The sequence below is a fragment of the Croceicoccus esteveae genome (assembly GCF_031846435.1).
Classification (GTDB): Bacteria; Pseudomonadota; Alphaproteobacteria; order Sphingomonadales; family Sphingomonadaceae; genus Croceicoccus; species Croceicoccus esteveae.
On the sequence record NZ_JAVRHS010000005.1, the window covers coordinates 158,944 to 184,088 of the forward strand.

At 62.7% G+C, this 25,145-nt stretch carries 22 protein-coding genes; 10 read left to right on the forward strand and 12 right to left on the reverse strand.

Translation table 11 applies throughout. The features are described 5' to 3' along the window. Positions 1-12 precede the first annotated feature (12 nt). From RM533_RS08280 to tsaD, 6 genes are read right to left on the reverse strand one after another with little or no spacing between them, the layout of a single operon-like run. Positions 13-756 (reverse strand): helix-hairpin-helix domain-containing protein, encoded by a 744-nt coding sequence (locus RM533_RS08280; RefSeq protein ID WP_311340750.1) that lies wholly within the window; start codon positions 754-756, stop codon positions 13-15. A gap of 4 nt (positions 757-760) precedes the next feature. Continuing rightward, positions 761-910 (reverse strand): hypothetical protein, encoded by a 150-nt coding sequence (locus RM533_RS08285; RefSeq protein ID WP_311340751.1) that lies wholly within the window; start codon positions 908-910, stop codon positions 761-763. A gap of 4 nt (positions 911-914) precedes the next feature. Beyond that, on the reverse strand, positions 915-1,673 hold the full coding sequence (locus RM533_RS08290) for an OmpA family protein (RefSeq protein ID WP_311340752.1): 759 nt from the start codon (positions 1,671-1,673) through the stop codon (positions 915-917). Further along, on the reverse strand, positions 1,670-3,223 hold the full coding sequence (locus tag RM533_RS08295) for a lipopolysaccharide biosynthesis protein (protein WP_311340753.1): 1,554 nt from the start codon (positions 3,221-3,223) through the stop codon (positions 1,670-1,672). The genes RM533_RS08290 and RM533_RS08295 overlap by 4 nt, the downstream gene beginning before the upstream one ends. Beyond that, positions 3,220-4,230 (reverse strand): NAD(P)H-dependent glycerol-3-phosphate dehydrogenase, encoded by a 1,011-nt coding sequence (locus RM533_RS08300; RefSeq protein WP_311340812.1) that lies wholly within the window; start codon positions 4,228-4,230, stop codon positions 3,220-3,222. Before RM533_RS08300 ends, RM533_RS08295 begins: the two co-directional genes overlap by 4 nt. An 8-nt stretch (positions 4,231-4,238) precedes the next feature. Further along, positions 4,239-5,303, reverse strand: a complete 1,065-nt coding sequence (gene tsaD, locus RM533_RS08305) for a tRNA (adenosine(37)-N6)-threonylcarbamoyltransferase complex transferase subunit TsaD (RefSeq protein WP_311340754.1) — start codon at positions 5,301-5,303, stop codon at positions 4,239-4,241. Between the two features lie 44 nt (positions 5,304-5,347). Here tsaD and hemC point away from each other — a divergent pair, with 44 nt between their 5' ends. Genes hemC through RM533_RS08320 form a run of 3 tightly spaced genes read left to right on the forward strand, consistent with a single transcriptional unit; the run spans position 5,348 to position 7,949 of the window. Then, a complete protein-coding gene (gene hemC / locus RM533_RS08310; protein WP_311340755.1) occupies positions 5,348-6,304 on the forward strand; it encodes a hydroxymethylbilane synthase in 957 nt (318 codons plus the stop codon). Further along, positions 6,301-7,020 (forward strand): uroporphyrinogen-III synthase, encoded by a 720-nt coding sequence (locus tag RM533_RS08315; RefSeq protein WP_311340756.1) that lies wholly within the window; start codon positions 6,301-6,303, stop codon positions 7,018-7,020. The genes hemC and RM533_RS08315 overlap by 4 nt, the downstream gene beginning before the upstream one ends. A 5-nt stretch (positions 7,021-7,025) precedes the next feature. After that, entirely contained in the window at positions 7,026-7,949 is a 924-nt protein-coding gene (locus RM533_RS08320; protein WP_311340757.1) for a hypothetical protein, read from the forward strand. A gap of 6 nt (positions 7,950-7,955) precedes the next feature. On the opposite strand, the gene RM533_RS08325 is transcribed toward RM533_RS08320, so the two are convergent. Beyond that, a complete protein-coding gene (locus RM533_RS08325) occupies positions 7,956-9,194 on the reverse strand; it encodes a UbiH/UbiF/VisC/COQ6 family ubiquinone biosynthesis hydroxylase (RefSeq protein ID WP_311340758.1) in 1,239 nt (412 codons plus the stop codon). Between the two features lie 173 nt (positions 9,195-9,367). Here RM533_RS08325 and RM533_RS08330 point away from each other — a divergent pair, with 173 nt between their 5' ends. Continuing rightward, positions 9,368-11,440, forward strand: a complete 2,073-nt coding sequence (locus RM533_RS08330; RefSeq protein WP_311340759.1) for a protein-disulfide reductase DsbD family protein — start codon at positions 9,368-9,370, stop codon at positions 11,438-11,440. 80 nt (positions 11,441-11,520) lie between these two features. Then, on the forward strand, positions 11,521-11,955 hold the full coding sequence (gene aroQ / locus RM533_RS08335; protein ID WP_311340760.1) for a type II 3-dehydroquinate dehydratase: 435 nt from the start codon (positions 11,521-11,523) through the stop codon (positions 11,953-11,955). Between the two features lie 21 nt (positions 11,956-11,976). Here the strand turns inward: aroQ and RM533_RS08340 are convergent, their stop codons facing one another. From RM533_RS08340 to RM533_RS08355, 4 genes are all read right to left on the reverse strand, one after another. Further along, on the reverse strand, positions 11,977-12,717 hold the full coding sequence (locus RM533_RS08340) for a 3'(2'),5'-bisphosphate nucleotidase CysQ (protein WP_311340761.1): 741 nt from the start codon (positions 12,715-12,717) through the stop codon (positions 11,977-11,979). Between the two features lie 2 nt (positions 12,718-12,719). Beyond that, positions 12,720-14,651, reverse strand: a complete 1,932-nt coding sequence (cysN, locus tag RM533_RS08345) for a sulfate adenylyltransferase subunit CysN (RefSeq protein ID WP_311340762.1) — start codon at positions 14,649-14,651, stop codon at positions 12,720-12,722. Further along, positions 14,651-15,595 (reverse strand): sulfate adenylyltransferase subunit CysD, encoded by a 945-nt coding sequence (cysD, locus tag RM533_RS08350; protein WP_311340813.1) that lies wholly within the window; start codon positions 15,593-15,595, stop codon positions 14,651-14,653. The genes cysN and cysD overlap by 1 nt, the downstream gene beginning before the upstream one ends. Positions 15,596-15,694: 99 nt before the next feature. Continuing rightward, a complete protein-coding gene (locus RM533_RS08355) occupies positions 15,695-17,020 on the reverse strand; it encodes an amidohydrolase (protein WP_311340763.1) in 1,326 nt (441 codons plus the stop codon). Positions 17,021-17,321: 301 nt separating this feature from the next. Between RM533_RS08355 and RM533_RS08360 the strand changes: the two genes are divergently transcribed. Beyond that, complete coding sequence (locus tag RM533_RS08360) at positions 17,322-18,239, forward strand: BON domain-containing protein (RefSeq protein ID WP_311340764.1); 918 nt, start codon at positions 17,322-17,324, stop codon at positions 18,237-18,239. Between the two features lie 487 nt (positions 18,240-18,726). Then, positions 18,727-20,817: an NAD(+) synthase gene (locus RM533_RS08365; RefSeq protein WP_311340765.1), complete on the forward strand. Its 2,091-nt coding sequence runs from the start codon at positions 18,727-18,729 to the stop codon at positions 20,815-20,817. 10 nt (positions 20,818-20,827) lie between these two features. Here RM533_RS08365 and fumC read toward each other — a convergent pair whose 3' ends face one another. Then, the gene (gene fumC / locus RM533_RS08370) at positions 20,828-22,219 is read right to left on the reverse strand and encodes a class II fumarate hydratase (protein ID WP_311340766.1); all 1,392 of its coding nucleotides are present in this window, start codon (positions 22,217-22,219) and stop codon (positions 20,828-20,830) included. 291 nt (positions 22,220-22,510) lie between these two features. Between fumC and RM533_RS08375 the strand changes: the two genes are divergently transcribed. The 3 genes from RM533_RS08375 to RM533_RS08385 are packed head-to-tail and all read left to right on the forward strand — an operon-like array spanning position 22,511 to position 25,138. Then, positions 22,511-23,158: an SRPBCC family protein gene (locus RM533_RS08375; protein ID WP_311340767.1), complete on the forward strand. Its 648-nt coding sequence runs from the start codon at positions 22,511-22,513 to the stop codon at positions 23,156-23,158. 1 nt (position 23,159) lies between these two features. Beyond that, the gene (locus tag RM533_RS08380; protein WP_311340768.1) at positions 23,160-24,350 is read left to right on the forward strand and encodes a zinc-dependent alcohol dehydrogenase; all 1,191 of its coding nucleotides are present in this window, start codon (positions 23,160-23,162) and stop codon (positions 24,348-24,350) included. Then, positions 24,347-25,138, forward strand: coding sequence for an SDR family NAD(P)-dependent oxidoreductase (locus tag RM533_RS08385; RefSeq protein ID WP_311340769.1), 792 nt, complete (start codon positions 24,347-24,349; stop codon positions 25,136-25,138). The genes RM533_RS08380 and RM533_RS08385 overlap by 4 nt, the downstream gene beginning before the upstream one ends. Positions 25,139-25,145 lie beyond the last annotated feature (7 nt).

Below are 25,145 nucleotides of genomic sequence, written 5' to 3' on the forward strand. Positions count from 1 at the left end.
GACAGCTCCAGATCAGAGCTTGCCGAAACGGTTTTCATAGCCTTCGATGTCGTTTTGCGACAGATGCCGGGCCTGCTCGCGCCAGTTGTCCCGCTCGATCCTGCCGGCAAAACTGCCAAGCTGCGCATCGATCTTCTGCACGTCTTCGTCGCTCCACGCGGCAATCTGGTCGTAGCGCGATATTCCCATCGAACCCAGCATGCCGAGCAGCTTTGGCCCCAGACCTTTGATGCGCGACAGATCGTCAGTGGCGTGCGCGCCCTGGTGGATCTTGATGGCGGCGGCAATCGCTTCCCGGTCGCTGATCGCCTGTGTCTGGCCTGGTGCCACCATCTGTGGCTCTGGCTCTGGCTGCGATTGACCCTCTTCCTGATCGTGCACCCTTGCCGGGTGAGGATCGGATGAAGTGGCTGCGTCCGAGGTGACTGCAGTGTTTCTTGGCCGCAGGCTTTCTGGAGCAACATCGGGTGCACGGGTCTGCGCCGGTTCCACCGCGGCACTCCTGATCGCTGCGGGCGCGGCAGGCTGCTGCCCATCCGGCATGTTGACCGCGGTGGCTTTGGGCATGGCAGCCGGAGGTGCGTCGATCAGCGCCTGGTTGCGCTGTGCAGGACCAACCCCCTCGTCCAGAACGTCAGCGCGGTGGCTGCGTTCGCGCGGTTTGCGCCCTTGTGCAACAATCCAATAGGCGATGAGGATCGCCAGCAAGGCGACCAGCAGAAAGGCGATCCAGTTCGCCGCAACAAGTTCCCACATTCCTTCATTGCTCCTGTTTGCGTCTTGCGGCCTCTTCGCGCTTCAGGCGCAAGGCGGCAAGCCGGACCCGACGCCGCAGCCATGGCGCGAGCATCGCAAGAACGCCGCCATACACGATCAACAAGCTGACCAGCAATTCGAGCCATAATGGCATTGCGTCACCTCGCCCCTGGAATATCGATCGGCGTCGGCTGCGTGCGCGCCACTTCGATCACGGAGAATTCGATCCGCCGGTTGGCCGGATCTTCCGGCGGCAATTCTGCAATCGGCTGCATCGAACCATAGCCTTGTGCACGCATGCTGTCACGCGGCAGGCCGCGCTGAACGAGCGCCTCGCGCACCGCTGATGCGCGGTTCTTGGAAAGGCGCATGTTGATCGCTTCGTCGCCCACTGCGTCCGAATGGCCCGAAATGGCAATGATGCTGCCGCCGCATGGTTTGAGGGCATCGACAACCTCGTCAAGCAGGGCCCCGCTGTCAGGTGTGATCCGGGCACTGGCTTCCCGAAAGCGAATGACGCGTTGTGCAAGCAGCGCCTCGACATCGCGCTGGCAATGAAACGGACCGCGTTCAACCTCCTCTTCCGCAGCGCCCGCGGGACGCTTGTTTCCAGCAGCCGCCCAATGAACGCCGCCCACTCCTGGGATCGCTGCAATCGCGCGGGCAACCCGCGCTCGCCGCCCATCGTCGAGCAGTTCGCCGCCGCTCAGCCGCGGATGCCGGGTCAGCCATCCATTGCTGGTCCTGAAACGTGCCGCGATATCGCCTCCACCCTCGCGCTGGATGACTATGCGCGTCCTGCTGTCAAGCGCGCTGACCAGCGCAGCGGCCGTCATGCCAAGCGAAGCCATGCCGATGAGTATGGTGAGAACCGCACCTGCAAGCACTGTCATCCAGGGTTTCAGACTGGTCATCATGGTCGCAGCAATCCTTCTGCCTCAGCCTCGGCGCCTGGCTGCGTACCGCTCTTGGCCTGCCGGAACAAAACGCGATCCTCAGGTCCGAAACCGCGCTTCCAGATCACCGCACCATAAGTGACAAGGATTGCCGGAATGCCGATGGCAAGTTCTGTCCATTCGGGCAGGAAAATGAAGATCCCGCCTACTAGGCTTGCCGGCACCGCTGCCCAGACCAGAGCCCAGCGCAGATTGTTGATGGGGTGCTGCAAGATGCTGGAAAGCAGCCATGCCTTGGCCAGCGAGGCAATGGCAAGTGCGATCATGAGCGCAGCCGCCGCCCCTGCGGCCTGGTACAGTTCACCAAACTCCCACTGCCGCATCAGCATGATGAGCCCGACTGTAATTGCCGCCTGCAGAGCCAGAGTGGCGACCGAGATCAGAAGGTTCCTGACCCGTGCAATGTAGATGAGCGCTGCTTCCGACACCACGGCGGTGGAAGCGACGACCTCTGCGGCGAGCAGGAAGGCAAGCGCGGCCGTGCCGCCGACGAAGCCTGGCCCAACCAGGCCCATCACCGCTTCGCCCGGAATGCCGAGCGCAAGGCCGATCCCTGCTTGCGCGGCGATGATCCAGAAGCCCGCCTGGCAGACCTGCCGGGCAATGGCGGCATAATCGTTTTCATTGAGCTTGCGGATGATGACGGGACCAAGGATCGGCTCGAAGCTGGTTTTCAGCTTCTGCGGCAGACTGGCGACCTGCTGCGCGACGTAATAGATACCGACGGTAGCCGGGCTGACGAATATGCCCAGCAGCGCAATATCAAGCCGCCGCGTACCCCACTCGATCGCATCGGCAAGCGCCAGCGGCAGATTGTCGCGCGCGATCGCAAGCAGTCTTGCAGGGTGGGCGCGCCAGCCATGCGGCAGGCCATAACTGCGCAACGTCGGCACCAGCGCGGTCACGGCCGCTGCCACGACAGACACCAGATAGGCAAGCGCGAGGCCTTCCTCACGCAGCGCCGGAATGACGAAGAAGACGCCGGCCATGATAGACAGCGTCCACGGCTCCACGATGGAGCGGCTGCGCACGGTCGAAGCGATATCGTAGCGATAGGCCAGCGCCGCCAGCATGATCTCGGTCGTTGCCAGCATGACAATCGCAAGCGGCAGAAACCGGTCGAGCGGGGCGTTCATGCCGTTGGGAAACATGGGCGCTGGAAAAGCGAACAGCAGCAGCGCCATCGCCACTGACAGCAACAGCGACAGCAGCAGCCCGTCTGCAACGACATGCACCTGCGGACGGGCGTCGCGGCCAAGCTCCTTGGCCAGCCCGCGTTTCAGCCCGATGGTGGCAAGCTGGCTCCCGATCTCCACGATGATGAGCGCAGAGGCAAACCGTCCCAGCGATTCTGCTCCGTAGAAACGGCCTGCGATGAACAGGAATGGCAACCGCGCGGCGAGTCGCAGCAGAAAACCGAGGAAATTTGTCCTTCCCCCCTTTGCCAGCGCCTGGATATCGCTCCTGTCTGCATCATCGGGGGCAGGAGGCCCAGATCCCGTTGCAGTCAACCCGAACCCTCCGGCACCTGCTCCGCTTCATTGCGCAATGGCCGCGACAGCAGGGTGGTAACGGTCCTGCCGGCATCGACATGGCCACCCAGCAACTCGCACACCGCGTCGGTGATCGGCATGGCAATGCCTATGTCGCGGCCAAGCGAACGCAGGACAGGCGCGGTATAGGCGCCTTCGGCAACGGTACGCCGGTCTGCCAGCAACACGGCCGCCACCGCTCCTTCGCCCAGCGCCTTGCCAAGCGCGAAATTGCGGCTGGATACGGACGAGCAGGTCAGCACCAGATCGCCCAACCCGCACAGCCCGGCAAGCGTTTCGGCCCGGGCACCCCGCGCCAGGCCGAAACGCAGCATTTCGGCATAACCGCGTGCGATAAGCGCCGCCCGCGCATTTTGCCCAAGCTGCAGCCCGTCAACCACACCGCAGGCGATCGCCAGCACGTTCTTGACAGCGCCCCCGATTTCCGCGCCAACCACGTCCTGCGAATAGTAAAGCCGAAAGGCCGGGCGGGCCAATGCGGGACACAGCCGGTCCCATTGCGGCTCACCCCCTTCGCAGGCCAGCGTCACGGCAGTCGGCAGCCCGGCGGCCACCTCATGCGCAAAGGTCGGTCCCGACAATACTGCCAGCGATGCCTCAGGGGCCGCAGCACGGGCGACCTGCGCCATGAGCCTGCCGCTGCCGGCTTCGATTCCCTTGGCGCACAGCACCATATCACCGCTGAATTGCGTAATCTGCGCCACGGTAGCGCCAAGATGCTGAGCGGGCACCACCACCAGCAGCGTGTCGCATTGCGCAAGCTCATCAAGGCTGCCGGTCGCCTTGATGGTCGGGGCAAGGGGCCGGTCCGGCAAATAGAGCGGATTACCAGCACCTGCGTTGATAGAGGAGATTACCTCCGGCTCCCGCGCCCACAAAAGGACGTTGTGCCCCCCTGTCGCCAGCATCTGCGCCAGGGCGGTGCCCCATGCGCCGGCGCCCACTACGCCAAGACTGCCTGCCATGACCGCAGTCATGCCTTGACCCCTGCCCCGCGCGCCGGTGCGGCATCGCTGTCGAGCGGCCAGCGCGGCCGCGCCATGATGTCCAGCCGGTCTCCGCCTGGGGGCACCAGCCCTGCTGCCATGCGCTCCAGCCCGGCCCAGGCGATCATCGCGGCATTGTCGGTGCACAAGGCCAGCGGCGGCGCGACCAGGCGCAGACCGTGCGTTGCCGCCTGCTCGTCAAGCGCAGCACGCAGGCGGCGATTGGCCGCAACGCCGCCCGCCACCACCAGCGCTGTCATTCCGCGCTCTGTCACACGTTCTGTCATCAGGGCACGCGCTGTGCGATCCAGCACGCAATCGATCGCCGCCTGCTGAAACGCCGCGGCGATGTCCTCGGGCAAATGCTCACCGCTCTGGTGCGCGCGCATCACTGCGCTTTTCAACCCGGCAAAGGAAAAATGCGGTTCTGCCGATCCCTTGAGCGGTCGCGGCAAAGGCACAGCAGCAGCATCGCCCATGGCGGCCAGCCGCTCCACCGCGGGCCCGCCGGGATAGCCAAGACCCAGGATCTTTGCCGTCTTGTCGAACGCTTCACCCAGCGCATCGTCGATGGTGGTCGCCAGCCGGCGGTATTGCCCCGGCCCGTGCACCGCCAGTATCTGACAATGCCCGCCCGATACCAGCAGCAGCAGGAACGGAAACTGCAGCGTTTCGTCGCAAAGGCGTGCACTCAGCGCATGGCCTTCCAGATGGTTTACCGCAATCAACGGCCGGTCGCTCGCCATGGCCAACGCCTTGCCGGTAACCAGTCCCACCATCACGCCGCCGATCAACCCCGGTCCCGCGGTGGCGGCAATCGCATCGACATCGTCAAGCTCCATGCCGGCTTGTGCCAGCACCTGCGCGATCATCGGAGTCAGCACCTGTGCATGGGCACGTGCCGCAATTTCGGGCACTACCCCGCCATAGGGGCGGTGTGCCTCATCCTGCGAGGCGATGGCTTGCGCAATGATGGTGCGGTCGCTGCGCACCAGCGCTGCTGCGCTTTCATCGCAGCTGGATTCGATCCCGAGAACGACCTGATGTGCCATGGCGGCTTTTCCTGAACGGTTTGACCCGCTAGCACAAGCTGCGCATGACAACATCGACAGCATTCCCGGCCGCGACCCGGCCGCAGTTCCCGTTAAGGCTCGGCACGCGCCGGTCCCCCCTCGCCATTGCTCAGGCAGAGGAGGCGAAGGCACGGCTCACCGCGGCACACGGCTGGGATAGCGATGCAATCGAACTGGTGCCGGTGCTGGCCTCGGGCGATCGCATCCAGGATCGCCCGCTGGCAGAGATCGGCGGCAAGGCCCTGTGGACCAAGGAGCTTGATGCAGCCTTGCTCGATCAGCGGATCGACTTTGCCGTGCATTCCATGAAAGATGTCGAAACCCGCCGGCCAGAGCAGATCACGATTGCCGCCCTGCTGCCCCGCGCCGATGTGCGTGATGTCCTGATCGGTGCGGCTTCGATTCGGCAGATCCCGGTGGGGGCGCGGGTCGGCACCAGCGCGCCGCGACGGGCAGCGCAGATGCTGAGCCTGCGCCCCGACCTTGTGGTTGTCGGCTTTCGCGGCAATGTCGCAACACGCCTCGCCAAGTTGCAGGTCGGTGAGGCGGATGTGACCTTGCTTGCGGCAGCCGGGCTGCAACGGCTGGGCCAGACCGGCATCGGACATGTCCTCGATCCGCCGGACTGGCTGCCAGCCCCGGCACAGGGTGCGATCGGCATTGAGTGTCGCGCCGACGATGATCGGACCAGAACGATGCTGGCCGCGATCGACGATGCGCCCACGCGCGCGCAGATCAGGGCCGAACGGGCCTTGCTGCTGGCGCTTGGCGGAACCTGCCACAGCCCTGTTGCGGCCTGGACCCGGCAGGAGAATGGCGGTCTTGTCATGGATGTTGCACTGTTCAGCCCGGATGGAGCGATCCGCCGCGGAGGATCGGCGCGGTTTGCCACCCATGACGCAGCTGCTGCGGCAGAGCTGGGCCGGCGGCTGCTGACAGAGGCGCCGCGGGCGATAAGCGCCTTTTTCCACGGATCATGAGGCCGCTCATTACCATCCGCCCGGCGCCGGGCGATGCGCAGACGGTCGCGCTTGGCCAAAGCATGGGATTGCCGATCGTGAGCCACCCACTGTTCAGCGTGGAGCCTCTTGCCTGGACTGTGCCGGACCCCGCGCTCTACGATGCCATCCTCATCGGCAGCGCCAATGTGCTGCGCCATGCCGGACAGGGTTTGGCCGCGCTGCGCCACCTGCCTGCCTATTGCGTGGGGCACATGACCGCCAGCGTGGCTCGTTCCGCCGGGTTTGCCGTGGCATTCACAGGGGCGGGAAATCTGCAAAGCGTGCTTGCTCCAGCCATGCGTGCTGGTCACCGGCGCCTCCTGCGCTTGTGCGGTGAAGCGCATGTGCCTGTCTCATTCGCGCCGGGCACACCCGATGCCCCCATTATCGACCGGCGCATGGTCTATCGCGTGATCGATCATCCGCTTGGCCCTGCGCTTGCAAAGGCCCTGATGCACCAACCGGTGGTCCTGCTTCATTCGGGTGAGGCTGCGCGCCATTTTTCAGCGGAGGTTGATCGGATATCCGGCGCACCGGGCCGCAACAACATTGCGCTTGCCTGCCTTGCCCCCCGGATCGCTGCGGCGGCTGGAACAGGCTGGCGCAAGGTCGCCATTGCAGATACCATCGACGATGGCGCCTTGCTGGCGTTGGCGGGCCAGATGTGCCAGATGTCCAGCGGACCGGAGGATTGACACGCATGGACAGCATGGATGGTGCCGACACGCAGCGGCACCGTAGCGGCAATCCGCGCTTCTTGATCATGGCGGTCCTGATCGCATTGCTGGTCGGCGCGGCCATTCCGCTTGTCATTCTTTGGGAACGCGGTCTGTTCGAACAGCAGGGCGTCAGCGGCGGTCCTGCACTGCTCGGCCCGGACAGCGCTACAAACAGGCCTGCAGGCCTTTTGCAAGAACCCGACCTTTCCCTCAGCCTCCCGGTGAGGCGGCGGGTGCAGGAGCTGGAAGACCGGCTTGATCGGATCGATCTGCAGGCAGATGCTGTTTCGGGCAATGCGGCGCGGGCCGAGGGGCTGCTGGTCGCGTTTGCCGCGCGTCGCCTGCTCGACAGGGGAGAAGCGCTCGGATATCTGGAGGATCAGCTTCAGCTTCGTTTCGGCAACGCACAGCCCAATGCCGTCGCCACCATCATTGCCACTGCGCGCAACCCTGTGACCCTCGACTCTCTGCGCCAGCGGCTTGCCGCAAAGTCGAACGATGTGCTGGTGGCGCCCGAACGGCTGACCGGTTGGGATAGGGTGCAAAAGGAAGTCGCAGAGCTGTTCGTGCTGCGGCGGTCCGACGCACCCTCTCCGCGTGCGCCAGCGCGATTGCTCCGAGCACAGGACCTGCTGGACGATGGCCGTGTCGCGGCAGCATCGGCCCTGGTCGAGCAATTGCCCAACCAGCAGCAGACCCGCCCATGGCTGCAGGACGCGCGTCGCTACGTCGCCACACAAGAAGCGCTTGATCTCATCGAGACAGCCGCCCTCCTGGAACCGCGCACTCTCAATGATGCCGAAGGCCAGCCGATCGTCCAGCGCAGCCCTGCTGCCCCTGCCCCTGCCCGTGCGCCTGCCCCTGCCCCTGCCGACGGCAGCGGCGCTTCGGGTGCGCGGCCTTAGGAAAGATTACGCCTCTAACAGCCGGGGCAGCGTTCCACTCACCCCGCGTGCTTCATCCATGAACCAGCGTTTTACCGGCTCTGCCCGCTCGATCGCACCCATTCCGAGGCGGCGGATGGCCGATGCCGCCTTGCCCGGAACGCCGAAGATCCGAGTCAGCCCGTCCGTTGCCAGCGCCACTGTAAAATCATCGAGACCGCGCCAGTTCTGATAGCGGCGCAGCACCTCGCCGTCGCCCGGCTCCAGCCCGAGTTGCAAGCCATCCTCGATGACCTGAGCCAAAGCGGCCACATCGCGCAGGCCAAGGTTGAGCCCCTGTCCGGCGATCGGATGGATCCCGTGCGCTGCATCTCCCACCAGCGCCAGGCGGTCGGCCACGATGGTGGGCGCATGGTGGAAGGCAAGCGGATAGGACGAACGCGCAGAGACCAGCTCGAGCCGGCCGAGCACCCCGCCCATCCGCTTTGCCGCTTCTGCAACAAAAGCGCGTTCGCCAAGCTTGAGCCAGCCTGCCGCCTCCCGCTCCGCGACGGTCCAGACCAGCGCGGTACGGTGCCGCCCCTGTGCATCGTCCAGCATCGGCAGAAGCGCGAACGGCCCGTCGGGGTAAAAGATTTCCCAGGCGATATTCTCGTGCGGCTTTTCATGGGCAAGGCCGCAGATAATGGCGCGGTGGCCGTAATCCCAGCTGGCGATTGCAAGCCCGGCCTGTTCGCGGGTGGGGGAACGACGCCCTTCGGCCGCCACCAGCAGGCTGCCGCAAAACCGGGCGCCATCGTCACGCGTTACCGCTACGCCATGTGCATCGCGCCTGCGTTCCACGATTGTGGAGGAGGGATGGAAGCTGATCTGCGGCGTCTGCAACATCGCGGCGAACAAGGCGGTGCGCAGTTGCCGGTTGGCAAACATGCGCCCCAGCGTCCCGTCGCCAGGTTCCGGCCGGAACCGCAATTCGCCCATCTTGCGCTGATCGCTGACCGCAATGGCAGCGATGGGGCAGCCATAAGGCTCCAGTTGCGACGCAAGACCAAGGTTTTCGAACATGTTCCAGCTGGCGGTGGAAATGGCGGATGCGCGCCCGTCGAAGCCTTCTGCCAATTGCGTCTGCGGATCGGCAGCGTCGAGCACATGGCTGGTAACGCCGATCCGCGCCAGCGCCAAAGCCAGGCTGGTCCCGACCAGCCCGCCGCCAAGGATCACCACGTCACGCCGGTCCCCGTCGATGCTGTGTTGCTGCGCCATCATGTCGGCCTTTCCTGATCCTGTTTCTGCCGGTGCTGTGCCTGCCGGTATTGGGCTTGTGCAGGCACGCCCTTTGCTGGACAGCGGTTACGGCAATCCCTAGATGATGAAGCGTTGATGGCGGGGCATGAACCGATGCGCAAGTCCCGTCGTCGCGCCCCCTTGCTGACAGTCGCGTGGCTGCGACCAGCCTTGGCGAGCAGCGCATCGGCATGGATGAGACAGGCTTGTTGAACCAATTGCGCAGATTTCTGGTGGCGCTGCTGCTGGCGTGTGGCCTGTTTGGCGCGGTATCGCCGGCGTGGGCGAACAACATCGCAGCGCGCCTTGTTGCCGAGCAGCCGGTACGTCCCGGAGAGGCAGTGACCGTCGCCATTGCAATGGAGCCCAAGCCTGGCTGGCACGGCTATTGGTCAAACCCCGGCGATGCCGGTCTGGGCATGACGCTGGACTGGGACTTGCCCGCAGGCGTGAGTGCGGGCGAGCCTGCTTATGGAGTGCCGCAGACCTTGCTGATCAGCGGGCTGATGAACCATGTCTATGAAGGTCCCCATGCTATTCTGGTGCCGTTGCAATTTGCAGCCGGCGTTCCGCCCGGTGAAGCGCGGATTGCCGTCGTCGCCCGCTGGCTGGCGTGCACCGACACGATCTGCGTGCCCGAACAAGCGACGCTTGCAATTACCCTCCCGGTCGCTGTGCACAGTAATGCCGAACCCGACCCGCGTTTCGAAAAATGGCGTGCAGCCCTGCCGGCGCAATTGGCCGAGACAGGAACCTATGCGATCACGGGCAAACGCCTGCGCGTGGCGATCCCCCTGGCAGCGCAGGCCAGCGTGTCGGCACCGCATCTGTTCATCGAGCAGGACGGGCTGATTGCCTATGCGGCGCGGCAGGAGTTTTCCCGTGCCGGCGACTGGCTCATCATGGAAACGGACATTGCTGCAAACGCCAGTTTCGATGGAACGGCTGACGCGGTGCTGCGGTTCACCGACAACAACGGCATCGCCATGACGCTGCGCCCCGGCATGGTTCCTGCAGCAGGCGTGCCACTTGCGGCAGCGCTGCCGGCCAACGGCACTTTGCCGGGCACGGCCCTGCTCCTGCTGGCAGCGTTTGCAGGCGGCGTGCTGCTCAACATCATGCCTTGCGTGTTTCCGGTGCTCAGCCTGAAGGCGCTGACGCTGGCACGCGCTGGCGGCGAGGGTGCGCGCACAGAGGCGCTCGCCTATACAGCAGGGATAATGGCAACGGTGCTGGCGCTTGGCGCGCTTCTCCTCGCCCTGCGGGCCGCGGGACAGGAAATCGGCTGGGCCTTTCAGCTTCAGGAGCCGGCGACCGTGCTGCTGCTGCTGCTGCTGGTCGTTGCGATCACTGCCAATCTTGCCGGATGGTTCGAATTGCTGCTGCCTGTTGCGATCGAACGACGCGGGACCGGCGCTTTTGGCACGGGCGTGCTTGCCGCGCTGGTTGCGACGCCTTGCACCGGCCCATTCATGGCTGGCGCGATGGGTGCAGCGCTGCTGTTGCCGGTGACCGCTGCGCTCGGCCTGTTTGCGGCATTGGGGTTGGGGCTGGCCTTTCCATTCCTCCTGATCGGGTTTGTGCCACGTGTTCGCCGTCTTTTGCCGCGGCCCGGCAATTGGATGAACAGTTTTCGCAAGGCAATGGCGATGCCGATGGGGCTCACCGCGCTGGCGCTGCTCTGGCTGTGCTGGCGGCTTGGCGGTTTGCCGCTGTTCCTGCTCGCGGGCACCGGCGCGGTGCTGTTGCTGTCCTCCCTGTGGGCAATCGGCAGGCGGCAGCGTGGCGGCCGCAGAGTACGCGGTGCAGCGCTTGCCTTGATGACCGGGGCGCTGCTGACAGGTGGGGCGGCCATGGCGATGAACCCACGCGACATAGCGACAGCGGCGATGCCCGGAACGCGCGTTTTCAGCGAGGCGGAACTGACGCGGGCCCGAGCCAGCAACCAGCCGGTCTTTGTCTATTTCACCGCTGACTGGTGCGTGACCTGCAAGCTCAACGAGCAGGTCGCGATCGACCGGGCCGCGGTGCACGATGCATTTGCCGGCGCCGGGGTGATCGTGCTGCGCGCTGACTGGACCCGGCGCGATCCGGCCGTCACGCGCTTCCTCGGCGCAAACGGTGCGGCAGGGGTGCCGCTCTACCTCTGGTACGAGCCAAACCAGCCGGTGCGGCAATTGCCGCAGATCTTGACTGCCACGATGCTGGTCGATCTTGCCAGCAGGTAAAGCCACGCAAACGGGAGCGAGGCGTTGCCGGCATGCGTGCGCCGGCCTAAGGGTGCGGCACGGCAACAGGAAACCCGCGCATGGCGTTGATCAGCATCTTGAACGGACCCAATCTAAATCTGCTGGGGCAGAGGGAGCCCGAGATTTACGGGCACGACACGCTGGATGATGCAAAACGGCTGTGCAGCGGCCGCGCTGCCGCTATCGGCCATGAAATCTTTTTTGCACAGAGCAACGCCGAACATGTGCTGATCGACTGGATTCATGAAGCACGCGTGCGGTCGGTGGCAATCGTGATCAATCCGGGTGCATACAGCCACACTTCGATCGCAATTCGCGATGCGCTGGCTGCTTTCGACGGTCCCATTGCCGAAGTGCACATCACGAATATTCATGCCCGGGAAAGCTTTCGCCATCACAGCCATGTCTCTGCTGTGGCCGATATGGTCATCTGCGGCTGCGGTATCGCTGGTTACGGCTTTGCGGTGGAGGCTGTCGCCGCCGCTAACAGGTAACGCTGTTGAGCACTCGTTTCGTCAAAGACCGGCGACGATATTCAGAACACGCCGCGCATGTTCCGGACGGCAGAACAGCAGGTCGGGCAGTGCTACCTCTGGCTGGTTGTAGCGCAGCGGCGACCCATCGATCCGCGAACAATGGAGGCCATGCGCAGCGCAGATTGCGGCAGGGGCGCAGTTGTCCCATTCATATTGGCCGCCGGAATGGAGGTAGATATCCGCCTCACCCCGGATGATCGCCATTGCCTTGGCACCGGCTGAACCCATTGGTACCATTTCAGCGCCGAGCGCCTCTGCCACCGCGACCGCTTCGGCAGCCGGGCGGGTCCGGCTTACCACCATGCGCAGGCGTTCAGGTGCAGACGGCAGCGTCACCACCTCGTCGGTGCGCATGACGAGGTCGAGGCCGGGCAGCGCCACCGCGCCAACTTGTGCCTCTCCGGCTATGGCAAGACCGACATGGATGGCCCAGTCGTCGCGACTTTCACCATATTCGCGCGTACCGTCGACGGGGTCGATGATCCACACACGGTCCTTTTCCAGCCGCTCCATCGTGTCGCGGCTTTCCTCGGACAGCAAGCCATCATCAGGCCTTTGTTCGCGTAGAGCACGGATCAGGAACGCATTGACCACCTGGTCGCCGGTGTTGCCGAGCACCTTGCCATCAAGGAGGCCGCTGTCCCGCACCGACACCGCGATCTGTCCCGCCGCATGTGCCAGCCTTGCGGCCAGTTCGGCATCGTCTGCAATCAGAACCATCTTTACCACCCCAACAGATGTTCGACGATCATGTCGGCTGCTTCTTCAGGCGTCATCGCGGTTGTATCGATGCGGATATCGGGCGCTTGCGGCGGTTCATAGGGGCTGTCGATGCCGGTGAAGTTCTTGAGATTTCCGGCCCTGGCCTTGGCGTACAGCCCCTTGGTGTCGCGCTCCTCCGCGACGGCAAGCGGCGTGTCGATGAACACTTCGACAAACTCTCCATCCGCCATCATGCTGCGCACCATGTTGCGCTCTGCCTGGAATGGCGAGATGAACGCGGTCAGCACGATCAGCCCGGCATCACTCATCAACCGGGCGACCTCGCCCACGCGGCGCACATTCTCGATGCGATCGGCGTCGGTAAAGCCCAGATCCTTGTTGAGGCCGTGGCGCACATTGTCGCCATCAAGCAGGAAGCTGTGCCGGTTCATCCGGTTGAGCCGCTTGTCGACCAGATTGGCGATGGTGGACTTGCCCGATCCCGACAGGCCGGTGAACCACACCACGCGCGGGGCCTGGTTCTTGAGCGCCGCACGGGTTTCGCGCGTGATGTCCAGCGCCTGCCAATGCACGTTCTGCGACCGGCGCAGCGCGAAATGCAGCATGCCGGCAGCAACCGTCTGATTGGTGATCCGGTCGATGAGGATGAACCCGCCCAAGGTCGGGCTGACGCGGTCTTCTTCATCGCGGAAGGGAACAAAGGTGATCGGCTTTTCCGTAGCCAGTTCAGCAACGCCGATCTCGTTCAGCTCCAATGTCTTTGCCGCCAGATGGTCGAGCGTATCGACGTCGACGACATATTTGGGTTCATGGACGCTGACCGCGACCGTCTGCGTCGCGAGCTTCAGCCAGTACGACCGGCCCGGCAGCAAGGGTTCGTCCGCCATCCACACGATCGATGCTTCGAACTGGTCGGCGGTCTGCGGCGGGTTGTCGGCCGCGGCAATGACACTGCCGCGCGAACAATCAACCTCGTCTGCAAGGGTGAGCGTGACCGACTGCCCCGCCTGCGCTTCGTCAAGATCGCCTGCAAAGGTCACGATGGACCGGATGGTGCTGGTCTTGCCCGATGGTACGATGCGCACCGGGTCGCCCGGCTTCACCGTGCCGGCACTGATCAGACCGGAAAAACCGCGAAAGTCCAGATTGGGCCGGTTAACCCATTGGACGGGCATCCTGAACGGCTTGCCAATATCGGCGTCCGCCGCGATTTCCACCGTTTCAAGATGGTCCATCAGCACCGGCCCGGCGTGCCAGGGCATGTTGTCCGACCGCGCCGCGATATTGTCGCCCTTGAAGCCAGAGATCGGGATGGCAACGAAATCCTCGATCCCGATCTGCGCGGCGAACTGGCGATAATCGGCAACGATCGTGCGGAAGACCTCCTCGCTGTAATCGACGAGATCCATCTTGTTCACCGCCAGCACGATGTTCCTGATGCCGACGAGATTCGCCAGATAGGAATGGCGCCGCGTCTGGACGAGCACGCCTTTACGCGCATCGACAAGGATGATCGCGAGGTCGGCGGTGGACGCGCCTGTCACCATGTTGCGGGTGTATTGTTCATGGCCCGGAGTATCGGCCACGATGAACTTGCGCTTTTCCGTGTTGAAGAACCGATAGGCAACGTCGATGGTGATGCCCTGCTCGCGTTCTGCGGCCAGCCCGTCCACCAGCAGCGCAAAATCGATCTCCTGCCCCTGCGTGCCGACCCGCTTGCTGTCCGCCTCCAGCGCGGCAAGCTGGTCCTCGAAGATCATCTTGGAATCGTAGAGCAGGCGCCCGATCAGCGTCGACTTGCCATCGTCCACTGACCCGCAGGTGATGAACCGCAGCATCGTCTTGTGCTGGTGGGTTTGCAGGTAGGCATCGATATCCTGCGCGATCAGCGTGTCGGTCTGATAAGCGGGTCCGTCGTTATTTGCGGCCATCAGAAATACCCCTCCTGCTTCTTTTTCTCCATGCTGGCATCGCCCGCATCCCGGTCGATCGCCCGGCCCTGCCGCTCGCTCGTGGTGGTCAGCAGCATTTCCTGGATAACGCCGGAAAGATCAGTCGCCTCGCTCTCGACAGCGCCGCTCAACGGGTAGCAGCCCAGCGTGCGGAACCGCACCGACCGCATTTCGGGCACCTCCCCTTCACGCAGAGGAAAGCGCTCGTCATCGACCATCAGCAACAGCCCGTCACGCTCCACCACCGGACGCTTGGCTGCGTAATAGAGCGGCACGATCTCGATTTCCTCCAGCTGGATATATTGCCAGATGTCGAGTTCGGTCCAGTTGGAGATGGGAAAGACGCGGATGCTTTCCCCTTTCGCCTTTTTCGTATTGTAGAGGTTCCACAGTTCGGGCCGCTGGTTCTTCGGATCCCAGCCGTGCGATGCGGTGCGAAATGAAAACACCCGCTCCTTGGCACGGCTCTTCTCCTCATCGCGGCGGGCGCCGCCGAATGCCGCGTCAAAACCATACAGGTCGAGCGCCTGCTTCAGCCCTTGCGTCTTCCACATGTCGGTGTGCAGCGGCCCATGATCGAAGGGATTGATGCCGCGTGCCTTTGCCTCGGGGTTTTGATGCACGAGCAGTTCCATGCCGGCATCCCTGGCCGCTTTTTCGCGAAGCGCGTACATTGCCTTGAATTTCCAGGTGGTGTCCACATGCAGGAGCGGGAACGGCGGCGGCGAAGGGTAGAACGCCTTGCGGGCAAGGTGCAGCATGACGGCACTATCCTTGCCGACAGAATACAGCATGACCGGCTTTTCCGCTTCTGCCGCCACTTCGCGCATGATGTGGATGCTTTCGGCTTCCAGCCTTTGCAGATGGGTCAATCCTGAAGACATGAGGCGCTCACTCCCGCTGGCCGCGCGGCCTGTTTTTATCGTGGAAGAATGTCTAGCCGACCTGCGCTGCGAATTCAGGAAAGAAAATGTTGGAGCGAACAAAAGCTCCTTTGCTGCACCCCTTCGAAAGTGCCCGCCTCAGGAAGCAGGCATCAGTTCCATTGCTGCTGCGGCCAGTGCTGCTGCGCCTGTTGCAATCACCGCTTCAGCATCAGGCGCCCAGAACGGGCTGTGCAGCGATGGCAACGCCTTTTCGCCAGCCTGCGACGCCTGCCAGTCGGCAGGGGTGACCCCGCCTACCCAGAAGATCATCGACTGAATCGTATCGGGATCGGCCCGGCGGTAACGGCTGAAATCCTCGCCGCCCATGGTGGCTGGCGTTCTGGTCACGCGGTCCTGCCCGAAGCGCCCGGCAAAGACACCCGCCAGCCGGTCGGCCAGTGCAGGGTCGTTGTAGGTTGCCGGCGTGAACTGGTCCGCCATGGTGACCACCGGCATCCTGTCTTCCGGCATCCCGGCGGCGATCGCCTCACCGCGCGCGATGCGGGCGATGCCGTCAAGCAGGCGCTGGCGGCTGGCATCGCCGTAGCTGCGGACGGTAAGCTGCAGCCTGGCTTCATCCGAAATGATGTTGTGCTTGGCGCCGGCATGAAAACTGCCGACCGTGACCACCGCCGGGTCCTGCGGATCCTGCCCGCGACTGACAAGGGTCTGAAGCTGCGTAACGATGCTGCTGGCAAGGACGATCGGGTCCCTGGTCATATGCGGATAGGCACCATGCCCGCCGACGCCGGGCACCGTAATGTCGACGCTGTCCACATTGGCGAGCGCATAGCCTGGCGAATAGCCGATCACGCCGGCAGGCATTGCTGCATCGTGGAAAGCAACCGCAAAATCAGGCTTGGGGAAGCGCGTGAACAGACCATCTTCAAGCATGGCCAGCGCGCCTTCGCCCACTTCCTCGCCCGGCTGCGCGATCAGCACCAGCGTGCCCGACCATTGATCCTTGTGCTCGGCCAGAAGCTGCGCTGCGCCGATCAACCCTGCCATGTGCGTGTCGTGACCACAGGCATGCATCACCCCTGTTTCAACGCCGGAGCGGGCAGCGGCAACGGCCGTGGACGCAAACGGCAGGCCGGTCTGCTCCACCACAGGCAGGCCATCCATGTCGGCCCGCAGCATGACCGTGGGGCCAGCGCCGTTCTCCAGCACCGCGACCACGCCGGTAATCCCGACCTGTTCGGTCACGTCGTAGCCCAGCTTGCGCATCAGCCCTGCCAGCTTTGCTGCGGTGCGTGTCTCCTGCATCGACAGTTCAGGGTTGGCATGAAGATCGCGATAAAGCTCCATCAACGCCGGCATCTGCGCATCGAGCGATGCGGCAAGATCGTCGGCAGAAGCCATGCCGGGAAATGCGGCAGGAAGAGCGATTGCAGCAGCAGCGGCAAGGAAGGTTCTGATCATGGACGGCAGCGTAGCGCGTTTTGGCCACCGCGCAATGCACGCGATGCGAGCAGGCGATCCGTCCCGTCCGCAATAGCCATCATCAGTAGCCATCATATTGCCGCAGGTGCGTAGCGGCTTGCCGATCCACCTGTGAAACTGGTCGATCCAACCTGTGGTTACGGCAAGCTGAAATGATGGTGCGATGAGCCGAGCAACGATTTGCAGCCTTGCACGTTGTATCAACATAAGCCCGCATCGGCGGCAGGCGCACGGGACAGACCTGCGCTACTGATGAATGAAAAATCAAGGAGACGCACACATGGCCAACTGGAACAGGGACGAACGCTATACCCGCGACAATGACGGTTTCGCAGGTGGAAATCGCGACCGCATGAACCAGCGACAGCAGTCCTACGGCTCGGGCGATTACGACCGCAGTTATGATCGGCAGCGCGGCGATCGCAACGACTACGACCCGACGCAATATTACGACATGGATCGCTACAACATGGATCGTAATGACAGGCAGCGCGGTGGCTACAGCACTGGCTCCGATTATGATCGCTCGATGAACCAAGGTGGCTTGCGCAACATGAATCGCGGCGGCGACGATTATGGCCGCACGAGCGGGTACAGCCGGGGAGCAGGCCAGTCGGATTACGGGAGCGAGGATTATTCCAGCTTCAACTCCAACGATTACGGCGGCCGGGATCGCTATCCGACCCGTGGCAGAGGAGCCGGATATGGTGCAGGTGGTTACGGAGCTGCCGGGCGATATTCGCAGACGGCCGGTCACAATCGCTATGGTGGCGATGATGATCGCGGCTTCTTTGAAAAGGCAGGAGACGAGATTTCCAGCTGGTTTGACGATGATGATCATGACGAACGCCGTCGCAGGAGCAGCCATCGCGGACGTGGACCGTCGGGCTACAAGCGGTCAGATGAACGCATTCGCGAGGATGTTTCAGATTATCTGACAGATGATTCGCACGTCGATGCGAGCAACATCACGGTCACGGTCAGCAACAGCGAAGTGACGCTTGATGGCACCGTGGACAGTCGCCGCAGCAAGCGTCGGGCAGAGGATCGCGCAGAGGACGTGTCGGGAGTGAGCCATGTGCAGAACAATCTGCGCGTCAAGGCGGTCGATCGAAATGACCGCACTGACAACCTCGGCAAGATGCGGACCTATGACGATGACGATGCCACGAACAAGGCAACGACCAGAACAAGCTGATCCCGCCGCAAATCATTCCTGAGAATTGAACAAAAGGTCCTCGCCTACAGGTGGGGGCCTTTTGTCTTGCCTGCCCCCTTTGTTTTGCCTGCGTTACGCAAGCAGATGCAGATAAGGTGTTGAAAAGGAACTGCCGCTGGTCGAGCCAATATATTCTTGCATCCCAGAGCCCATCCTGCCCGACATGCGGCAGATGCACTGGAACGGAGCCATGCCTCGCGACGCGATAATTTGCCCGGGTTCAACGCTGCAAAACTAATTTCTTGTTGGCGCCCTACCCGACGACCATAACGCGGCCGGCAAAACAGTAGCGATGGGGGCGCGGCGCAATCAGACAGGCATTCGCCGATGGCCCGCAGGCACCTTTGGCGTCCGATGGCCGCCAAGACGCTGCGCGAAGAGCATGCCGGAACTCACGTCTCAGCCGGTGCGCGGTATACAGCCCGGCACGCTACTTCTTGCCAGAACCAAAAAGGCGTAACAGTTGATGAATGACAATGCCGGAGGACGCGACGTGAACTTCACATCCATGCACGAACACGGCTTTGTCCGGGTCGCTGCCGGCACGCCGCGCGTGCGGACCGCCGATGTGTCTTTCAACTGTGACGCCATCCTGGATCAGGCACAGCGTGCACATGACGCGCATGCAGACCTTGTCGTGTTTCCGGAACTCTGCCTGTCATCCTATGCATTGGACGATTTGCACATGCAGGATGCGATCATAAGCGTGGTCGATCACGCTCTGGCCCGGATTGCTACGGCAACGGCGCAGCTTTGTCCTGTCCTGCTCGTTGGCGCAGCACTGCGGCACGAAGGGCGGCTGTATAATTGCGCCGTCCCCATCGCGCGCGGTCGCATTCTTGGTGCCGTGCCAAAAAGCTTCCTTCCCAATTACCGCGAATTTTACGAGCGTCGCTGGTTCGCCAGTGGGCGCAATATCACAGACCAGCAAATCACCGCCGGCGGGCAGATCGTTCCTTTTGGCACGGACCTGCTGTTCGCATCGCAGGATTTGCCCGGTTTCAAGCTGCACGTGGAGATATGCGAGGATTTCTGGGCCGCGATCCCGCCATCGACATCAGGTGCACTGGCCGGGGCAACGATCCTTGCCAATTTGTCAGCGTCGAATATCACCATCGGCAAATCCGATGAACGGCATCTGCTGTGCCGGTCGCAGTCGGTACGCACGATGTCTGCTTACGTCTATTCCGCGGCCGGTCACGGCGAAAGCACCACCGATCTTGCCTGGGATGGGCAAGGCATCATCTACGAACTGGGAGATCTGCTGGCGCAATCGGACCGGTTCGAGACGGACGCCAGACTGTGCATAGCCGACATTGATTGTACGCGCATCCTCAATGAACGTCTGCGGACGCAGACTTTCAACGACGCGGCAGAAGCGGCAGACCTGCCGCAGACGCGGTTTCGCACCATCGGGTTCAATCATGCCCCTGCGCGCGGCAGCATCGGCCTTGTCCGGCCAATCCGCCGGTTTCCCTTTGTCCCCAATCGCCAAGGCAAACTGGACGAGGATTGTTTCGAAGCGTTCAACATTCAGGTCGACGGCTTGATGCGGCGGTTCGAGGCGACGAACGGCAAGACCATGGTGCTGGGCGTTTCAGGCGGGCTCGATTCCACCCATGCGCTGATCGTGGCGGCCAAGGTCTGCGACAAGCTCGGCCTGCCACGCACCACCATTCTTGGCTACACGATGCCGGGGTTCGGCACCAGCGACGAGACAAAGGCGAATGCGTGGCAACTGATGCAGGCGGTCGGCATCACCGCACAGGAAATCGATGTTCGTCCAGCCGCGCAGCGCATGCTGGAGGATATCGACCATCCTTTTGCGCGGGGTGAGCCTGTCCATGATGTAACGTTCGAAAACGTGCAGGCGGGTCTGCGCACCGATTACCTCTTCAGGCTTGCCGGACAGCATTCAGGCTTCGTCATCGGTACAGGTGACCTTTCCGAGCTGGCGCTGGGCTGGTGCACCTATGGCGTGGGCGACCAGATGAGCCATTATGCCGTGAACGCAGGCGTGCCCAAGACGTTGATCCAGTATCTGATCCGCTGGAGCACTCGCACTGACCAGCTCGATCCTGCCGCCGATGCCGTTCTGGAGGCGATCCTGGCAACGGAGATTTCGCCGGAACTGGTACCACAAGGGGAAGATGGCGAGATCCAGAGCACACAGGACCGTATCGGGCCATACGAACTGCACGATTTCTTCCTGCACCACATCATGCGGTATGGGCAAAAACCGTCCAAGGTTGCCTTCCTTACCTGGCATGCCTGGCATGATGTTGCACGTGGAACATGGCCGGCAGAATTTCCTGAAGATGCAAAAAATGCTTACGACCTGCCCACAATCCGCAAATGGCTGGAAAGCTTCCTTGTCCGGTTTTTCCAGTTCAGCCAGTTCAAGCGGTCCGCCATTCCCAACGGCCCCAAGGTGTCATCATCCGGTGCCCTGAGCCCCCGAGGCGACTGGCGCGCGCCGTCGGATGCTGTGGCGCAAGTCTGGCTCGACGAATTGCGCGCCAATGTTCCTGCCGGCGATCTTGCCGCAGCGTCGTGACAGGCAGGCACTATCCGGGCGCGATCATGTTTTCGGGCCGGACGAGACGGTCGTATTCCTGCGCGTCGACATCGCCACTGGCAATGGCCGCTTCGCGCAGGCTGATCCCCTGTTCGTGTGCCGCCTTGGCAATTGCGGCCGCCTTGTCGTAGCCGATCGATGGGGCAAGCGCTGTCACCAGCATCAGCGAATTGTCGACCCCGCGTGCGATATTGTCCCGGCGCGGCTCGAGCCCCGACAAGAGGTTGGTGGTGAAGCTGTCCGCTGCATCAGCCAGCAGGCGCACCGATTGCAGGAAGGCATGCGCCATCACCGGGCGATAGACGTTAAGCTCGAACTGCCCCTGACTGTCTGCAAAGCCGATCGTGGTCTGGTTTCCAAACACTTGCGCGCAGACCTGCGTCATTGCTTCGCATTGGGTGGGGTTCACTTTTCCGGGCATGATCGAACTGCCCGGTTCGTTCGCGGGAAGCGCCAGCTCGCCCAGCCCCGATCGCGGCCCCGATCCCAGAAAGCGGATGTCGTTCGCGATCTTGAACAATCCTGCGGCCAAGGTGTTGAGTGCGCCATGGGCGAACAGCAGTGCATCCTGTGCGGCCAGTGCCTCGAACTTGTTGGACGCGGTGCGAAATGGCTGATCCGTGTCCTGCGCGATGCGCTCTGCAACCTGCTGGGCAAAGCCTGCCGGCGCGTTCAATCCTGTACCAACAGCCGTCCCGCCCTGCGCAAGTTCGTACAGTCCTTCAAGTGTCACTCCCACCCGCGCCAGCCCCAGCTCGACCTGTCGGGCATAGCCTGAGAATTCCTGACCCAGGGTAAGCGGCGTCGCATCCTGCGTATGCGTGCGCCCGATCTTTACGATGTCGTGCCAGTCACGCGCCTTTGCAGCAAAGTCATGCTGCATCGCATGCAGGGCAGGCAACAGCCGGCCGGTGATCTCCGTGACCGCGGCGATGTGAATGGCGGTAGGAAAGGTGTCGTTTGAAGACTGGCTCATGTTGACGTGGTCATTGGGGTGCACCGGGCTTTTCGCGCCCGGCTCGGAACCGAGCAGGACGTTGGCCCGGTTGGAAATCACTTCATTTACATTCATGTTGCTTTGGGTGCCCGATCCGGTCTGCCAGACCACCAGCGGAAACTCATGATCCAGCGATCCTGCAACGACTTCGTCCGCTGCTTTCACGATGGCATCTGCAAGCCTGCGATCAAGCAGTCCCAAGGCCTCGTTCGTGCGCGCAGCGGCGCGTTTCACGATGCCGAGCGCGCGAATGACCGGCACAGGCATGGTTTCGCAGCCAATGCGGAAATTGCGCCGCGACCGTTCTGTCTGGGCTCCCCACAGGCGGTCCGCGTCGACTGCGATCCCGCCCATGGAATCGGTTTCCATTCGCGTATTGTTCATCCCTTCGCTCCTGTTTTGCCGGTGAGCTTTTGCGCGGCTCTCGCCTGCTTGTAACAGGCAGCAACCGTGCGTGTTCCTCGGTTTAAGCCAGGCGTCGCGCCAGGCTGGTATGGGCAGCTGGCCTGAGCAGCTGGTCCGGGCAGCTTTTTAGGCAGGCGCTGGTGCGGCGATTATGACCAGACCGAGGTATGAACTGCGCGTCAGCCATGGAACCTGACCGCCGGTCAATCGCTGTTCGGTCAAAAGCACGGGTCAGGCGAAAGCACGGGCCGATCAAAGCTGGAGGCGACAATGACAACAGACATGAAGACGAAAGCCGGAACGCTGACCGGGGTGAGCGTCGCGCTTGGCGCGGCGGCGGTAGGTGCATGGCTCGCCACGCGCGACCGCAAGCACCACCCTGACAATGCGCCCGGGTGGACCCAGAGGCGCAGCTTCGGCAGATATGAGGTCGTTGGCCGCACCGTGACCATCCGCAAGGAACGCGCCGAACTGTTTGCCTATTGGCGCGATTTTTCCAACCTGCCGCGCTTCATGTTCAACCTCGATCGGGTGGAGAACAGGGCCGACGGACGCACCGCATGGTTCATGCAGGACCATGGAGGCGACATCATCGAGGTGGATACCGAGGTGGTGAAGGATGTGCAGAACAAGCTGATCGCATGGCGGTCGGTCGAAGGATCGGATGTCGATACCGAAGGTCGCGTGACATTCGATGATGCGCCGGGAGACCGCGGCACACGCGTTTCGCTGATCATCGCTTACAAGCCGCGCGGCGGCGCCATTGGCAAGATCATGTCGAAACTGTTCATGGATGACCCGAGAACGCATGCCCGCCATGATCTGAAGCGGTTCAAGATGCTGATGGAAACAGGCGAAATCGCCACCTCTGCCAACCGCCCCCAAAATACCCGCGCCGCGCAAAAGCAGGAGAATTGAAATGAGAGCACTTACCTGGCACGGCAAGCACGATGTTCGCGTCGAAACCGTCGATGATCCTGAAATCGTCAATGACCGCGATGCCATCATCAAGGTGACTTCGACCGCGATCTGCGGGTCCGACCTGCACCTTTATGATGGTGTCATTCCGGCGGTGCAGTCCGGCGACATCCTTGGCCATGAATTCATGGGCGAGGTCGTGGAAACCGGCTCTGCCAGCACCTTGACCAAGGGGCAGCGGGTGGTGGTGCCGTTCACGATCGCCTGCGGCGGCTGCTTCCATTGCGAAATTCAGCAATACAGCTGCTGTGAAAACAGCAATCCGGCTGAAAAACAGGACATGTCAGCCGCCTTGTATGGTCACCCGATGGCGGGACTGTTCGGATATTCGCACCTGACCGGCGGCTATTCGGGCGGACAGGCGGAATATGTGCGCGTGCCGTTTTCCGACGTCGGACCGATTGTCGTTCCCGACTCGCTGACCGATGACCAAGTGCTGTTCCTGTCCGACATCCTGCCGACCGGGTGGATGGGCGCGCAAAATGCCGAGATCCAGCCCGATGATACCGTTGCCGTATGGGGCTGCGGCCCGGTCGGGCTGTTCGCCATCCAGTCCGCCATTGCGATGGGCGCGGCGCGGGTCATCGCCATCGACCATTATCCGCACCGGCTTGCATTGGCGCGCGGATTGGGTGCGCATACGGTGAATTTCCGCGAAAGCAATCTGCAGGAAGCGTTGATGGAAATGTCGGGCGGGATTGGCCTGGATGCCGTCATCGACGCGGTCGGCATGGAGGCGCATGGATTTGCCATCGACAACATGCTGGACGTCGCCAAGCAGACGGTCGGCATTGGCGCCGATCGTGCCCATGCCTTGCGACAGGCGATCCTGGCGGTGCGGCCGGGCGGACGCGTGTCGGTGCCGGGTGTCTATGGTGGCATGGTCGACAAATTTCCATTAGGCGCGCTGATGGAAAAAGGGCTGCAATTGCGCACGGGGCAAACCCATGTGCAACGTTACACGCATGATTTGCTGAAAAAGATCGAGAATGGCGAGATTGATACAACCTTTCTCATCAGCCATCGCCTGCCGCTGGAGGACGCGGCCGAGGGATACAAGAACTTCAGCAGCAAACAGAACGAATGGACCAAGGTTATTCTGAAGCCCGGCATGGAAAGAACCGCTGCATGAGCCGGACCATCGAAAAGTTGAGCGGCCTTGTTGTGGTGACCGGCGGGTCCAGCGGCATCGGGCTGGAACTGGCTAAGCGGGCCGCGCGCGATGGCTGCGATCTGCTGCTCGTCGCGCGCAATCCCATGCCTGAGGCCGTAGCCGAAGTAACCGCCGCCGGTGCCGCGTCGGTGGAAACGGTCGAAGGTGATCTCGCCACGCGCGACGGCATTGTCGCCTTGCTGCAAGCAGTGGGGGACCGGCCGGTTGCAGCGCTGTTCGCAAACGCGGGCGCTGGGGAAGGAGGGCTGTTCCTCGATCAGCAATGGCACCAGATTGCCCAGACCTTGCACACCAACATCACAGGCACGGTCGCGCTCGTCTACAACATCGGCCGCAAGATGCAGGAACGCGGTGCCGGGCGTATTCTGGTGACCGGATCGATTGCCGGACACATTCCCGGTCCGTTCAACCTCGTTTACAATTCGACCAAGGCCTTCATTGATGATTTCTGCATCGGGCTTGCCAATGAGGTCAAGGATAGCGGCGTCACCGTTACCTGCCTCCTGCCCGGCGCAACCGGCACGGCGTTTTTCGAGCGCGCCGAAATGGAGGATACCAAGCTCGCCAAGGCACCCAAGGCCGATCCGGCCAAAGTTGCGCAGGATGGTTACAACGCCATGCTGAAAGGCGAATCCCACGTCGTCAGCGGGTTCATGAACAAGGTTCAGGACACTTTCGCCGGCTTGCTGCCCGATGACCTGCTGGCGCAGATGCATCGCAAGCTGGCACGGCCGGACGGGTCCTGATGCGCCA

What these genes read in the sequence shown, in the direction of transcription:
- RM533_RS08280 (WP_311340750.1), bottom strand. Translation starts at nt 756, where the DNA reads ATGTGGGAACTTGTTGCGGCGAACTGGATCGCCTTTCTGCTGGTCGCC.
- RM533_RS08285 (WP_311340751.1), bottom strand. Translation starts at nt 910, where the DNA reads ATGCCATTATGGCTCGAATTGCTGGTCAGCTTGTTGATCGTGTATGGC.
- RM533_RS08290 (WP_311340752.1), bottom strand. Translation starts at nt 1,673, where the DNA reads ATGATGACCAGTCTGAAACCCTGGATGACAGTGCTTGCAGGTGCGGTT.
- RM533_RS08300 (WP_311340812.1), bottom strand. Translation starts at nt 4,230, where the DNA reads ATGGCAGGCAGTCTTGGCGTAGTGGGCGCCGGCGCATGGGGCACCGCC.
- tsaD (WP_311340754.1), bottom strand. Translation starts at nt 5,303, where the DNA reads ATGGCACATCAGGTCGTTCTCGGGATCGAATCCAGCTGCGATGAAAGC.
- hemC (WP_311340755.1), top strand. Translation starts at nt 5,348, where the DNA reads ATGACAACATCGACAGCATTCCCGGCCGCGACCCGGCCGCAGTTCCCG.
- RM533_RS08315 (WP_311340756.1), top strand. Translation starts at nt 6,301, where the DNA reads ATGAGGCCGCTCATTACCATCCGCCCGGCGCCGGGCGATGCGCAGACG.
- RM533_RS08320 (WP_311340757.1), top strand. Translation starts at nt 7,026, where the DNA reads ATGGACAGCATGGATGGTGCCGACACGCAGCGGCACCGTAGCGGCAAT.
- RM533_RS08325 (WP_311340758.1), bottom strand. Translation starts at nt 9,194, where the DNA reads ATGATGGCGCAGCAACACAGCATCGACGGGGACCGGCGTGACGTGGTG.
- aroQ (WP_311340760.1), top strand. Translation starts at nt 11,521, where the DNA reads ATGGCGTTGATCAGCATCTTGAACGGACCCAATCTAAATCTGCTGGGG.
- RM533_RS08340 (WP_311340761.1), bottom strand. Translation starts at nt 12,717, where the DNA reads ATGGTTCTGATTGCAGACGATGCCGAACTGGCCGCAAGGCTGGCACAT.
- cysN (WP_311340762.1), bottom strand. Translation starts at nt 14,651, where the DNA reads ATGGCCGCAAATAACGACGGACCCGCTTATCAGACCGACACGCTGATC.
- RM533_RS08355 (WP_311340763.1), bottom strand. Translation starts at nt 17,020, where the DNA reads ATGATCAGAACCTTCCTTGCCGCTGCTGCTGCAATCGCTCTTCCTGCC.
- RM533_RS08360 (WP_311340764.1), top strand. Translation starts at nt 17,322, where the DNA reads ATGGCCAACTGGAACAGGGACGAACGCTATACCCGCGACAATGACGGT.
- RM533_RS08365 (WP_311340765.1), top strand. Translation starts at nt 18,727, where the DNA reads ATGAATGACAATGCCGGAGGACGCGACGTGAACTTCACATCCATGCAC.
- fumC (WP_311340766.1), bottom strand. Translation starts at nt 22,219, where the DNA reads ATGAACAATACGCGAATGGAAACCGATTCCATGGGCGGGATCGCAGTC.
- RM533_RS08375 (WP_311340767.1), top strand. Translation starts at nt 22,511, where the DNA reads ATGACAACAGACATGAAGACGAAAGCCGGAACGCTGACCGGGGTGAGC.
- RM533_RS08380 (WP_311340768.1), top strand. Translation starts at nt 23,160, where the DNA reads ATGAGAGCACTTACCTGGCACGGCAAGCACGATGTTCGCGTCGAAACC.
- RM533_RS08385 (WP_311340769.1), top strand. Translation starts at nt 24,347, where the DNA reads ATGAGCCGGACCATCGAAAAGTTGAGCGGCCTTGTTGTGGTGACCGGC.